General features: G+C 68.6%; 8 protein-coding genes. 7 read left to right on the forward strand and 1 reads right to left on the reverse strand.

Features of this window, described 5'->3' with window-relative positions; translation table 11 throughout:
• The first annotated feature begins 105 nt into the window (after nucleotides 1-105).
• The 5 genes from ACFWN2_RS26750 to ACFWN2_RS26770 all read left to right on the forward strand — a co-directional run bounded on the left by ACFWN2_RS26750 (nucleotide 106) and on the right by ACFWN2_RS26770 (nucleotide 8,554).
• The gene (locus tag ACFWN2_RS26750; protein ID WP_382431818.1) at nucleotides 106-891 is read left to right on the forward strand and encodes an SGNH/GDSL hydrolase family protein; all 786 of its coding nucleotides are present in this window, start codon (nucleotides 106-108) and stop codon (nucleotides 889-891) included.
• Nucleotides 892-1,028: 137 nt separating this feature from the next.
• Nucleotides 1,029-2,618: a carboxyl transferase domain-containing protein gene (locus ACFWN2_RS26755; RefSeq protein ID WP_382431820.1), complete on the forward strand. Its 1,590-nt coding sequence runs from the start codon at nucleotides 1,029-1,031 to the stop codon at nucleotides 2,616-2,618.
• A gap of 2 nt (nucleotides 2,619-2,620) precedes the next feature.
• On the forward strand, nucleotides 2,621-4,534 hold the full coding sequence (locus ACFWN2_RS26760) for an acetyl/propionyl/methylcrotonyl-CoA carboxylase subunit alpha (protein ID WP_382431822.1): 1,914 nt from the start codon (nucleotides 2,621-2,623) through the stop codon (nucleotides 4,532-4,534).
• Nucleotides 4,535-4,539: 5 nt separating this feature from the next.
• Nucleotides 4,540-5,691 carry an acyl-CoA dehydrogenase family protein gene (locus ACFWN2_RS26765; RefSeq protein WP_382431824.1) on the forward strand — a complete coding sequence of 384 codons (1,152 nt, stop codon included), beginning with the start codon at nucleotides 4,540-4,542 and terminating at the stop codon, nucleotides 5,689-5,691.
• 211 nt (nucleotides 5,692-5,902) lie between these two features.
• Nucleotides 5,903-8,554 (forward strand): hypothetical protein, encoded by a 2,652-nt coding sequence (locus ACFWN2_RS26770; protein ID WP_382431826.1) that lies wholly within the window; start codon nucleotides 5,903-5,905, stop codon nucleotides 8,552-8,554.
• Here the strand turns inward: ACFWN2_RS26770 and ACFWN2_RS26775 are convergent.
• Nucleotides 8,551-10,086 (reverse strand): acyl-CoA dehydrogenase family protein, encoded by a 1,536-nt coding sequence (locus tag ACFWN2_RS26775; protein ID WP_382431828.1) that lies wholly within the window; start codon nucleotides 10,084-10,086, stop codon nucleotides 8,551-8,553. The two genes, ACFWN2_RS26770 and ACFWN2_RS26775, sit on opposite strands and share 4 nt — an antisense overlap.
• Nucleotides 10,087-10,157: 71 nt before the next feature.
• Between ACFWN2_RS26775 and ACFWN2_RS26780 the strand changes: the two genes are divergently transcribed.
• Together ACFWN2_RS26780 and ACFWN2_RS26785 are read left to right on the forward strand one after the other, a co-directional pair.
• Nucleotides 10,158-11,507, forward strand: a complete 1,350-nt coding sequence (locus tag ACFWN2_RS26780) for an FAD-binding oxidoreductase (RefSeq protein ID WP_382432251.1) — start codon at nucleotides 10,158-10,160, stop codon at nucleotides 11,505-11,507.
• Nucleotides 11,508-12,740, forward strand: coding sequence for a class I SAM-dependent methyltransferase (locus ACFWN2_RS26785; RefSeq protein ID WP_382431830.1), 1,233 nt, complete (start codon nucleotides 11,508-11,510; stop codon nucleotides 12,738-12,740).
• Nucleotides 12,741-12,818: the final 78 nt, after the last annotated feature.

The following is a 12,818-nucleotide window of genomic DNA, read 5'->3' on the forward strand; positions in this document are numbered from 1 at the left end:
CAGGGCCATTCGTTGACTATTGACCAATACTTCACACAGGCCTTACCCGTGAGTAACCATTGACCCGCAATGCATCAACCCCTGCGGCCCCTTCGGGAGTCTTCGATGCGTCCTGCCCACCTCCTCGCCTCGGTGGTCACCGCCGCCGCGGCCGTCATCGCGCTCGCCAACCCCGCCAGCGCGGCCCCGGTCAACTACGTCGCGCTCGGCGACTCGTACGCCTCCGGTCTCGGGACCGGCAGCTACGACGGGTCGAGCGGTAGCTGCAAGCGCGGTCCACTCGCGTATCCAGCCCTGTACGCGGCGGCGACAGCGCCCGCCACCTTCAAGTCCGTGGCCTGTTCCGGCGCGCGAACAGGTGACGTCATCGCTCAGGCGAACAACCTGACAGCCGCCACGAACCTGGTCACCGTGCAGGTCGGCGGCAACGACGCCGGCTTCACCGACGTCATCACCACCTGCACGTTCGGCACGGACCAGGACTGCACCAACCGGGTGAACACGGCCAAGGCCTACGCCGCGAACACGCTTCCCGGGCTGCTCAACAACGTCTACGCGACGATCAAGTCGAAGGCGCCGTCGGCGCGCGTGGTCGTGCTCGGCTACCCGCGCCTCTACAAGGTGCCGGGCTCCTGCAACGTCGGCCTGAGCGACACCAAGCGGGCCGCGATCAACTCCGGCAGTGACGCGCTGCACGCCACCATCGGCGCGCGGGCGGCGGCGGCCGGGTTCGGGTACGTCGACGTGCGCGGCGCGTTCACCGGGCACGAGATCTGCTCGTCGAGCTGGTGGCTCAACAGCCTGAGCTGGCCGGTCGAGGAGTCGTACCACCCGAACCGCGCGGGTCACTCCGGCGGTTACCTGCCCGCACTGCGGGCGGCGATCGGGTAGGTTTTCCGGAACGTGAGAGTGCTCAAAAGAGGCCTTGACCTGCGTTCGGGTCACTCTTGAGCCGCTCTGGTGGACCGCTGGGTTAGCGGGCGCTAACATGGCTTTGTTAACGCCCGCTAACCTGAGGTCTGGGGAGCATGGACGCACCTGTCCTGCGCAGCGCAGCCGAGCCGTCGGACCGCTACGCCAAGGAGCACACCGCGCTCGTCGACGAGCTGCGGAGCAAGCTGGCCGTCGCCGCGCGGGGCGGTCCCGAGAAGGCGCGTCAGCGTCACGTCGACCGCGGCAAGCTGCTGCCGCGCGAGCGCGTCGACACGCTGGTCGACCCCGGTTCGCCGTTCCTCGAACTGTCACCGCTGGCCGCCAACGGCATGTACGGCGACGACGCTCCGGCCGCGGGCATCATCACCGGCGTCGGGCGGATCTCCGGCCGTGAGTGCGTGATCGTCGCGAACGACGCCACGGTCAAGGGCGGCACCTACTACCCGGTCACGGTGAAGAAGCACCTGCGCGCGCAGGAAGTTGCGCTGCAGAACAACCTTCCGTGCGTCTACCTCGTCGACTCCGGCGGCGCGTTCCTGCCCAAGCAGGACGACGTGTTCCCGGACCGCGAGCACTTCGGCCGGATCTTCTACAACCAGGCCACGATGTCCGCTCGCGGGATCCCGCAGATCGCGGCGGTCCTGGGCTCGTGCACCGCCGGTGGCGCGTACGTGCCGGCGATGAGCGACGAGGCGATCATCGTTCGCAACCAGGGCACGATCTTCCTCGGCGGCCCGCCGCTGGTGAAGGCCGCGACCGGTGAGGTCGTGTCCGCGGAGGACCTCGGCGGCGGCGACCTGCACTCGCGCACGTCCGGCGTCACCGACCACCTGGCGGAGAACGACGCCCACGCGCTGCGCATGGTCCGCTCGATCATCTCGACGCTCGGCCCGCGCGCACAGCGGCCGTGGGACGTCGCGCCGATCGAGGCGCCGGCGGTCGACAGCGATCTTTACGGTGTCGTGCCAACGGATTCCCGGACGCCCTACGACGTGCGCGAGGTGATCGCGCGGGTCGTCGACGGCTCGAAGTTCCAGGAGTTCAAGAAGGAGTACGGGCAGACGCTCGTCACCGGCTTCGCGCGCATCCACGGCCACCCGGTCGGGATCGTCGCGAACAACGGCATCCTGTTCGGCGAGTCCGCCGTGAAGGGCGCGCACTTCATCCAGCTGTGCGACAAGCGGTCCATCCCGCTGGTCTTCCTGCAGAACATCACCGGCTTCATGGTCGGCCGCGAGTACGAGGCGGGCGGCATCGCCAAGCACGGCGCCAAGATGGTGACGGCGGTGGCCTGCGCGCGCGTCCCGAAGTTCACCGTGATCATCGGTGGCTCGTTCGGCGCAGGCAACTACTCGATGTGCGGCCGGGCGTACTCGCCGCGCTTCCTGTGGATGTGGCCCAACGCCCGCATCTCCGTGATGGGCGGCGAGCAGGCGGCCTCCGTGCTGGCGACGGTGCGCCGCGACCAGCTCGGCGACGAGTGGTCCACAGAGGACGAAGAGGCGTTCAAGGCGCCGATCCGCCAGCAGTACGAGGACCAGGGCAACCCGTACTACTCGACCGCGCGGCTGTGGGACGACGGCGTCATCGACCCGCGTGACACCCGCACGGTGCTAGGGCTGGCGTTGTCCAGCGCGGCCAACGCGCCCATCGACGATGTTTCCTACGGCGTCTTCCGGATGTGATCATGTTCGACAGCGTTCTGGTGGCGAACCGCGGGGAGATCGCGGTCAGGGTGATCCGCGCGTTGCGGTCGCTCGGGATCCGTTCCGTCGCCGTGTACTCCGACGCGGACGCCGAGGCGTTGCACGTCAAGCTGGCCGACGAGGCCGTGCGGATCGGCCCCGCGGCCGCCCGTGAGAGCTACCTGTCCATCGAGAAGATCGTCGCGGCCGCTGTGTCCACCGGTGCGCAGGCGATCCACCCCGGCTACGGCTTCCTGGCCGAGAACACCGCGTTCGCCGCTGCCTGTGACGCGGCGGGGATCGTGTTCGTCGGACCGCCCGCGTCGGCGATCGACGCGATGGGCGACAAGATCCGCGCGAAGCTGACCGTGTCGGCGGCGGGTGTTCCCGTGGTGCCGGGCCGCACGCGTGCGGGCATGTCCGACGACGAGATCGCCGAAGCGGCACTGGAGATCGGTTTTCCGGTGCTGCTCAAGCCTTCCGCGGGCGGTGGCGGCAAGGGCATGCGGCTGGTGCACGAGGAATCGGCGCTGCGCGAGGCGATCGAGTCCGCACGGCGTGAGGCGCGCGGGTCGTTCGGTGACGACACGCTGCTGATCGAGCGGTTCATCACGAACCCGCGCCACATCGAGATCCAGGTCCTCGGCGACGCGCACGGCACCGTGATCCACCTCGGTGAGCGCGAGTGCAGCCTCCAGCGCCGGCACCAGAAGATCATCGAAGAGGCGCCGTCGCCGTTCCTCACGCCCGAGGTCCGCGAGGCCATGGGTTCCGCCGCGGTCGACGCCGCCAAGTCCGTCGGCTACGTCGGCGCGGGCACCGTCGAGTTCATCGTGGACGGTGCCTCCGGCGACTACTTCTTCATGGAGATGAACACCCGGCTGCAGGTCGAGCACCCGGTGACCGAGATGGTCACGGGCGTCGACCTCGTCGAGTGGCAGCTCCGCGTGGCGTCCGGCGAACCCCTCGACCTCGACGTCGAGCTGAACGGGCACTCGGTCGAGGCCCGCGTCTACGCCGAGGACCCGTCGCGCGGCTTCCTGCCCACCGGCGGCCGCGTGCTGGCGTTGAGCGAACCGTCCGACGTGCGCGTGGACTCCGGTCTGTACGAGGGACTCGTCGTCGGCTCTGACTACGACCCGATGCTCGCCAAGGTCATCGCGCACGGCCGCACCCGCGAAGAGGCCCTGCGACGCCTCGACCACGCGCTCGGCAGGATGGTGCTGCTCGGCGTCACGACGAACATCCCGTTCCTGCGGGCACTCCTGCGCGATCCCGACGTCCGCGCGGGCGCACTGGACACCGGTCTGGTCGAACGGAAGCTGGACGCGCTGACGTCCGCCGAGATCCCGGACGACGTGTACGTGGCGGCCGGCCTGGAGCGCTCGCTGCAGCCGCACGGCGACGACCCGTGGGACCAGCTCTCCGGCTGGCGCGTCGGTGAGCACGCCTGGACGACCTGGCGGATCAACGACGTCGACGTGCGCGTGCGCGGCGAGGAAGTCGTTGTGGGCGCAGGAGAACCGGTGCGCGCGCGGGCCCGTCGTGAAGGCGCCGACCTGCTCGTCGGCTCACGCCGTTACGCGATGGCTCGTGACGGCGACGTCCTGTGGCTGGGCCACGACGGCGCCTCCTGGGCGTTGGTCGAGGCCGAGTTCCTGGTCGGTGCCGCCGACGGCGCCGCGGCCTCCGGTGGCCCGGTGAAGTCGCCGATGCCCGGCACGGTGCTGGTCGTTCGAGCGGAGCAGGGCGCGGAAGTGACCGCCGGTCAAGCGTTGTTCGTGGTCGAGGCCATGAAGATGGAGCACACCGTGACCGCACCGGTCGACGGCGTGCTCGCCGAAGTGAACGTGCAAGCAGGCCAGCAGGTCGCACTCGACCAGGTGCTGGCCCTCGTCGTCTCTCACGAGGAGTGACAGCAATGGTGGACTTCAGGCTCCCGAGCGAGTACGAGGACCTGCGCAAGACGGTCGAGGAGTTCGCGCGCGACGAGGTGGCGCCGGTCATCGGCGACTTCTACGAGCGTTGCGAGTTCCCGTACGAGATCGTCGCGAAGATGGGGCAGATGGGCCTGCTCGGCCTGCCGTTCCCGGAGGAGCACGGCGGCATGGGCGGCGACTACTTCGCCCTGTGCGTGACGCTGGAGGAGCTTGCGCGCGTCGACTCGTCGGTCGCGATCACGGTGGAGGCGGCGACCTCGCTGGGCGCCATGCCCATCTACCGCTTCGGCACCGACGAGCAGAAGGCCGAGTGGCTGCCGTCCCTGACGTCCGGTGAGAAGCTCGGCGCGTTCGGCCTCACCGAGCCGGGCTCCGGCTCCGACGCGGGCGGCCTGACCACCACCGCGCGCCTCGACGGTGACGAGTGGGTCATCAACGGCACCAAGGCGTTCATCACGAACTCCGGCACGGACATCACCGGCCTGGTCACCGTCGCCGCCGTCACGGGCACGCTGCCCGACGGCCGCAAGGAGATCTCCTCGATCATCGTCCCGTCCGGCACCCCGGGCTTCACGGTGTCGAAGAAGTACTCCAAGGTCGGCTGGAACGCCTCCGACACCCGCGAACTGTCCTTCCAGGACTGCCGCGTGCCGGCCGCGAACCTGCTCGGCACCCGCGGCCGCGGCTTCGCCCAGTTCCTGCGCACGCTGGACGAGGGCCGCGTCGCGATCGCCGCGCTGTCCGTCGGCCTCGCCCAGGGCTGCGTGGACGAGTCGGTCCGCTACGCCCACGAGCGCGAGGCGTTCGGCGCGAAGATCGGCAGCTACCAGGCGATCCAGTTCAAGATCGCCGAGATGGAGGCCCGCGTCCACACCTCGCGCCTCGCGTACTACGAGGCGGCGTCGAGGATGCTGCGCGGCGAGCCGTTCAAGAAGCAGGCGGCGATCGCGAAGCTCGTGTCGTCCGAGGCGGCGATGGACAACGCCCGTGACGCCACGCAGATCTTCGGCGGCTACGGCTTCATGAACGAGTACCCGGTCGGGCGGTTCTACCGCGACGCGAAGATCCTGGAGATCGGCGAGGGCACCTCCGAGGTGCAGAAGATGCTGATCGCCCGCGAGCTGGGCCTTTAAGCAGCACTGGTCCGTTCCGGCTGAATAATTTCAAACCGCCTGTTCCAAACGGTCTGTCCGGCTAGCGTCATCTGCCTTCCGCACGAGTGTGAGGGTGCTGATGACAGCTAGCCGGACAGAGCCCGTTTTCCCCGGTTTGAACGTTCTTCTAGAGGTCGTTCACGGTCTTTGTGACAGGCCCGGTTTCTTCTACCGGAGCAAGACCGAGGAAGTGGTCGGTGACCAGCCGCTTCCGATCCTCTACCTGGAGAGCGAAGCCAGTCCGACGGCATTCCTGCACGCGCTGGAGCACAAGCTCGACGAGGGTCGCCCGGCAATTCCGCACGCCTATGTCGACGTCGCCGCGGTGGGCGCGGAAGTCGACAAGAGATGGCCGCCGGAAGCGCGGGAGACACCGCCTCTGCTGCCGTTGCTGGACGTGCTGAGTCATCGGCTGGCCGAGGTTCACGTCGGCACCGAACGGCTCACGCGGTTCGACCACTACCGGCTCGTCGACTGGCTCACGAGCAAGCGGCTGCCGCGCAAACCCGGCAGGGACGACCGGGCCAGCGTCATCGAGCTGCTGCGGCAGTGGACCGGCAAGACCGGTGGGAACGGCGAGGAGCTCAACCGGGCCGTCGACGCGTTCATCCCGAACCTCGTGACGCGGCTGGGGCTCGGGCTGGTCGCCTGGGTCGGCAGCAAGGCGGGCTTCCGGTGGCTCGGCAAGCGGGTGCCGGGGCTCGCGCGCGAGTCGAAGTGGTTCATGCGCGGGCAGAACTTCGCGCTGCCCAACCACTCCATCGAGTTCCTCGGGTTCGCCGAGCGCCTCACGCTGGGCAGGCGCGAGTCGGAGAACGAGGAGCAGATCAAGCTGCTGCTCGTGCACGCGTTCCTGGAGGACCTGCGGATCGCGTACCGAAGACGCTCGCGCTTCCTGCCGCGCAGGGCAGGCTGGCGGCGCACGGCGTACATCCCCGTGCTGCTGGACGGCGTGACGAAGGAGAACGGCGGCTGGGAGCTGCTGGAGCTGATCAACGACGTCCGCAACGAGACCGGTGAGCTGGACCCGTTGCTGGTGATCGCGGCCAGCTCGGTGCAGCCGGCGCTGTCGCAGCGGCTCGGCACGACACCGGTCGCGCCGGACGAGACCGCGGAGGCGCTGACGACGTGGCGCGAGGAGCTGCCGCGCAAACGGCAGATGCTCGCGCCGGACGCCCGCTACCTGATGATCAGGCTGCCCTTCCCCGACCCCGCCAAGAAGAAGTGGAAGGCCGCACCCGCCTTCCGCGCGGCGCCGGTGCGCTGGCTCGCCAAGTCACGGCGGCTGGAGGCGATCATCGCGGCTGTGGTCGCGGTGCTGCTCATCCCGGGGTTCGTGACCGCTCAGAACCACGTCGAGGCGAACTGCTCGATCCTCGGCTCCGCTATCTCGCCGGGCATCTCGACGCGGCTGATGGACGTCGACGGCAACGTCGAGTGCCTGGGCTACAGCGACAACAGCAGCCAGGTGTTCGGCTCGAACGAACGGCTGCGGTGGACGCAGCAGGCGGTGTTCGCGCAGAACGACGAAGCGGAACGGCTGTACGAGGCGGATCCCGCACGCCCGCTGGTCTCGCTGCTCTACTTCTCAAGTCTCACCCACAAGGACAGCAACCCCGACGCCGACCACTCGCGCGCCGAGGAGCTGGAGGGCATGCTGCTCAAGCAGCGGCAGCAGAACGACAGGTCGAGCTCGGGACCGTTGCTGCGCATCGTGATCGCGAACGGCGGCGCGAAGATGATCCGCGCCCACGACGTGCTGACGAACATGCTGAACCCGTTGCTGGAACGGGATCCCAGCATCATCGGCGTGATCGGGCTCGACCGCAGCGTCGAGCAGACCAGGCAGGTCATCACCTCGCTCGGGTCGCTCGGCGTGCCGACCATCGGCACCACGCTCACCGAGGCGTCGCTGCCGAAGCTCTCGACGATGTACTTCCAGCTGATCCCCGGCAACGTCCGGCAGGCCGACCTCGTCCGCCGGTACGCGCAGCACGTCGGCGCGACCAAGGTGACGATCCACCACCCGAAGCTGCAGCAGGAGGACGTCTACCTGGACAACCTGGTCGCCGTGCTGGGACAGGAGCTGGCGAAGTCCGGCGTGCCGTTCGAGGCGCGGGAGTGGTTGGGCGGACCGCAGGAGGTGCCGTCGCAGTGCGTGGAGGACCACTCCACCGAGCTCGTGTTCTTCGCGGGCCGCGAGGAGCACTTCGGCGAGTTCCTGCAGGCGGTCGGCCGCAACTGCTACGACAAGAACAGGCTGCCGCGCATCGTCGCCGACGACGCGATCATCCGGTTCATCGCGCAGGAGGCGAGCCGCAAGCGCGACGCGCTGGCCGGCATGCGCGTGTCCTACGTCAGCATGGCAGGACTCGTCGTGCTGGCCGGCAAGTCCTGTGTGGACGGCAAGCCGGACGACAGGGTGCGCGGCGGCCTGCCGCTCGACGCCTTCTGCGCCGGCTACAAGAGGCTGGCGAGCGAGGTCCAGGAGTCGTCGCTGCCGCGCGAGGACAAGCCGGCCAAGCCGTGGCCCGGCGAACACATGGCCGTCGCCTACGACGCGGCAGGGCTCTTCCTCGACGCCGTGCGCAACGCCCAGGCCAGGCTGGCCGGGACCACCCCGCACCGGGGTGCGATCGGCGGTGAGTTGCGCGAGCTGGAGTTCTTCGGCGCTACCGGGCGCACGAACTTCAAGGAGTCGAGGGTCGGCGAGACGCGGAACTTCACGATCCTGGAGATCGGCGACATCTACCAGTTCGACCAGCAGCCGACGTGCGTGTTCCTGACCGGCGACCTGTACGGGCCGGACTCGCCGAGGCTGCCGAACGGGTGCCCCGCCTAGAGCTTGGGAACAGCCCTGTCGATGATCGAGGCGAAGTCCGTCGACCTGGGGAGCGTGCCGAACGCGACTCCCCAGTCGCCGCCGAGCCGTGAGCCGAGGAACGCGTCCGCCACGGCGGGGTGCCCGTGCTTGACGAGCAGGGCACCCTGCAGTATCAGCGCCATCTTCTCCACGATCCGGCGCGCCTGCGACTCGTCCACATCGGACAGAGCGGTGCCGAGCTCGTTCAACGCCCTGTCGATGCGCCGGTCGACCCCGGTGACGGCGGCGAGGAACTCCTGCACCGACTCGGGTTCCTTCTTCATCGCGCGCAGGACGTCCAGCGCGGCGACGTTGCCGGAGCCCTCCCAGATCGACATGAGCGGCGACTCGCGGAACAGCCGCGGCATGCCGCTGTCCTCGATGTACCCGTTGCCGCCCAGGCACTCCAACGCCTCGGCCGCGTGCACCGGGCCGCGCTTGCAGACCCAGTACTTGGTGACGGCGAGCGCCAGCCGGGGCCGGTGCTCTGCCAGCCACATCGCCGTGGTGGTGGCCGCCTCGGACTCGATCGCGAGGTCCGCCAGCACGTTGCGCATGGCGGGCTGGTCGATCAGGTAGCTGCCGAACGCCTTGCGGTGCGCCGCGTGGTGGGCGGCCTGCCGCAGCCCGAGCCGCATGCCGGCGGCCGTGCCCAGGACGCAGTCGAGGCGGGTCGTGTTGACCATCTCGATGATCGTGCGGACGCCGCGGCCCTCGTCGCCGATCCGGTGCGCGAACGCCTCGTCGTACTCGATCTCGGCGGACGCGTTCGACTTGTTGCCGAGCTTGTCCTTCAGGCGCTGCAGGAAGAACCGGTTGCGCGTGCCGTCCGGGAGCACCCGCGGCACCAGGAAGCACGTCAGTCCGCCGGGGGCCTGCGCGAGCGTCAGGAACACGTCCGACATCGGCGCCGACGTGAACCACTTGTGCCCGGTCAGCACGTAGCCGTCCTGGACGGCCCGGGCGACCGTGGTGTTCGCCCGGACGTCCGAACCGCCCTGCTTCTCGGTCATCGACATGCCGGCGATCAGGCCACGCTTGGACAGCGGCGCGCGCAGTCCGAAGTCGTAGTTCCGCGCTGTGAGAAGGGATTCGTAGCTTTCGGCCAGTTCCGGCGCGACGCGCAAAGCGGGCACAGCCGCGTAAGTCATCGAAATCGGGCATCCGTGGCCGGCCTCGACCTGGGACCACACGTAGAACCTCGCCGCGCGCTCCACGTGCCCACCGTCGACATAGGCGTGCAAACCGTGCGTAACGGCGACGTTCATCAGTTCGTGCCAGGAAGGGTGGAACTCGACCTCGTCGATCCGGTTCCCGTACCGGTCGTGCGTGTGCAGCACCGGCGGGAAAGCGTTTGCGAGGCGGCCGTGCTCCTGCCACTCGTGGCTGCCCGCGAGCCTTCCCAGCGAGTGCAGTTCGGCGTCGTTGACCCAGCTGAGCAGGGCTGGGTCGTCCGCGACGTCGTGACCGCTCAGCGGCGGAACCTGGTTGGTCACCTCGTGCGTTGCCATGCCCGGCACGTTACTACTCGCAAGTAACTTCGGACAGGGTGCCGGAGGAGATCGCTGGCCCATTCGGGCTTTTGGGCGCGACAACGGCGGTGACGAGGAATAACGTCGTTCTCGTGAGTGACCATGGGCACAACTCGGCCGTGGCTGCGCTGAGCGCGCAGTACGCCGCGATGCGCGAAGGTGCGCCAGTGCGGCTCGCGAAGAAGACGTCGAACCTCTTCCGCTTCCGCGCCGACCAGGCCGGCGGGCTCGACGTCGGCAGGTTCGACCAGGTCCTGTCCGTGGACCCGGCCGGACGCACCGCACAGGTGCAGGGCATGACCACCTACGAGAACCTCGTCGCCGCGACACTTCCCCACGGTTTGATGCCGTTGGTGGTGCCGCAGCTCAAGACCATCACCATCGGCGGTGCCGTGGCGGGGCTCGGCATCGAGTCCACGTCCTTCCGCAACGGGCTGCCGCACGAGTCCGTGCGGGAGCTGGAGATCCTCACCGGTGACGGCGAGGTCGTCGTCACGAAGCCGGACGACGACCTGTTCCGCTCGTTCCCCAACTCCTACGGGACGCTGGGGTACGCGCTGCGGCTGGAGATCGAGCTCGAACCGGTGCGCCAGTACGTCCGGCTGCGGCACGTGCCGTTCGGCTCGTTCGAGGAGTGCGCCGCCGTCATCGAGGAGGTGTGCGAGGACGGCTCCGCGGACTTCGTCGACGGCACGGTGTTCTCCAGGGGCGAGATGTACCTGACGCTGGGCCACTACGTCGACATCGCGCCCTACACGTCGGACTACACCGGCAACGACATCTACTACCGGTCCATCCAGAAGCGCCGCACGGACCACCTCACGATCCACGACTACCTGTGGCGCTGGGACACCGACTGGTTCTGGTGCTCACGGGCGTTCGGCGCGCAGAACCCGGTCGTCCGTCGCATGTGGCCGAAGCGCTACCTGCGTTCGGACGTGTACCGGAAGCTCGTCGCGAAGCACCGTCAGCTGAGGCCGCGCGTGGACGTCGAACCGGTGATCCAGGACGTGGAGATCCCGGTCGCCGGTCTCGCCGACTTCCTCGACTTCTTCGACCGCGAGATCGGCATCTCGCCGGTGTGGCTGTGCCCGGTCCGCCTGCGGGACAACACGGGCTGGCCGCTGTACCCGATGGACGCGGACACGTTGTACGTGAACGTCGGTTTCTGGTCGGAGGTCCCGGTGCGACCGGGGGAGAAGATGGGTGACCGCAACCGGCTGATCGAGCGCGAGGTGGCGCGGCTGGGTGGCCACAAGTCGCTGTACTCGGACTCCTACTACAGCGAGGACGAGTTCTGGCGGCACTACAACGGTTCGCACTACCGGTCCGTGAAGGCCCGGTACGACCAGACGAACCGCCTGCCTGATCTGTACGCCAAGTGTGTCAGGGGACGATGAATGCGGTTGGCCTCCATTTTCCAGCGCATCACGGGTGGCAACGACGTTCGCTTCAAGGCCTACGACGGCAGTGCCGCCGGGCCTGACTCAGCTCCGGTCTCGATCGACATCAGGACGCCGGAAGCCCTGTCCTACCTGGCATCCGCGCCGGGTGAGCTCGGCCTGGCCCGCGCCTACGTGACCGGTCACCTGGAGATACTCGGCGACGTGCACGCCGGCCTCTCCCAACTGTCCGAGTTCTCGCTGCGGGAACTGCCCGTGCTGCAACGGGTCGAGCTGCTCCGGTTCCTGGGGCGGATCCGCTTCTCGCACAAGGTGGCGCCGCCGCCGCAGGAGACCCGCCTGCACGGCATGCGCCACTCGAAGGCCCGCGACTCGCAGGCCATCGCACACCACTACGACGTCTCGAACCAGTTCTACGAGTGGGTCCTCGGCCCGTCGATGGCCTACACCTGCGCGGTGTACCCGTCGGCGGAGTCCACTTTGGAGGAAGCCCAGTTCGAGAAGCACGACCTCGTCGCCCGCAAGCTGGGCCTGAAGTCCGGCATGAAGCTGCTCGACGTCGGCTGCGGCTGGGGCGGCATGGTCATGCACGCCGCCCGCGAGTACGGCGTGCGGGCGATCGGCGTGACGTTGTCGCGCAACCAGGCGGAGTACGCGCAAAAGGCGATCGTCGAGGCGGGCCTCTCGGACCTGGCCGAGGTGCGCCACCTCGACTACCGCGACGTGCGCGAGACGGGCTTCGACGCGGTGTCGTCCATCGGCCTCACCGAGCACATCGGCAAGGCGCAGCTGCCGGGCTACTTCTCGGCGTTGTACCGCAAGCTGAAGCCCGGCGGCCGGCTGCTCAACCACTGCATCACCCGCCCGGACAACAAGCAGCGGGCGCTGTCCGGCCCGTTCATCAACCGGTACGTGTTCCCGGACGGCGAGCTCGTCGGGCCGGGCCACCTCGTCTCGCAGATGCACGACGCGGGGTTCGAGGTGCGGCACGAGGAGAACATCCGCGAGCACTACGCCCTGACCCTCGCCGCCTGGGGCCGCAACCTGGAGGCGCACTGGGACGAGGCCGTGGAGGAGGTCGGGGAGGCTCGGGCACGGGTGTGGCGGCTCTACCTGGCGGCGTCGCGGCTCGGGTTCGACCGCAACAACATCCAGCTGCACCAGATCCTCGGGGTGAGGCTGGACGGGACGACGTCGCACATGCCGTTGCGCCCGGACTGGCTGTCCTGATCTTCGGCAGATCGAAAGGGTGATCTTCGGCAGATCTATGGCGTGATCTTCGGCAGATGTGCAGTGGTCAACTCGGCA

The organism is Lentzea sp. NPDC058436, assembly GCF_042721515.1.
GTDB lineage: Bacteria > Actinomycetota > Actinomycetes > Mycobacteriales > Pseudonocardiaceae > Lentzea.